This window comes from Micromonospora fiedleri (genome assembly GCF_016774385.1).
GTDB lineage: Bacteria > Actinomycetota > Actinomycetes > Mycobacteriales > Micromonosporaceae > Micromonospora > Micromonospora gifhornensis.
In genome coordinates, this window is the sequence record NZ_JAETXL010000090.1 from 1 (window position 1) to 452 (window position 452).

A 452-nucleotide genomic window follows, 5' to 3' on the forward strand; every position below is an offset into this window, starting at 1 on the left:
GCCGCCTCCCCCCGCGGCGGCCACCGCGCGCGTCGGTGCGCGGTGACGCGCCGCCGCCCAGCTCTTCCTGGGCCTCGGGGGGCAGCCCGTGGCGGGTGCGCGCGGCGGCCGGCAGGAGGCCTGTCGCGGCGGGCTGGAGTTGCAGGTCGGTGTAGAGGGGCGGGGAGGTGTGGTACGTCTCCTGCGGCTCGGGCATGTCCAGCCCGAGGGTCTTGTCGATGATCCGCCAGCGCGGCATGTCGTCCCAGTCGACGAAGGTAACCGCGACACCGCTCGCGCCCGCCCGACCGGTACGGCCGCTCCGGTGGGTGTGGGTCTCCTGGTCTTCCGGGCAGGCGTAGTTTATCACGTTGGTGACGCCGCTGACGTCGATGCCACGGGCCGCGACGTCGGCGGCAACCCGGGTGTCGGTCCTCCCGGCCCGGAATGCACCCACGGGCTGTCGCCGGCCC

At 74.8% G+C, this 452-nt stretch carries 1 protein-coding gene; it reads right to left on the minus strand.

What is annotated here, in order from left to right; translation table 11 throughout:
• A partial coding sequence (locus JMF97_RS30775; protein WP_203224689.1) for a helicase-related protein occupies positions 1-452 on the minus strand: 452 nt, incomplete at both ends.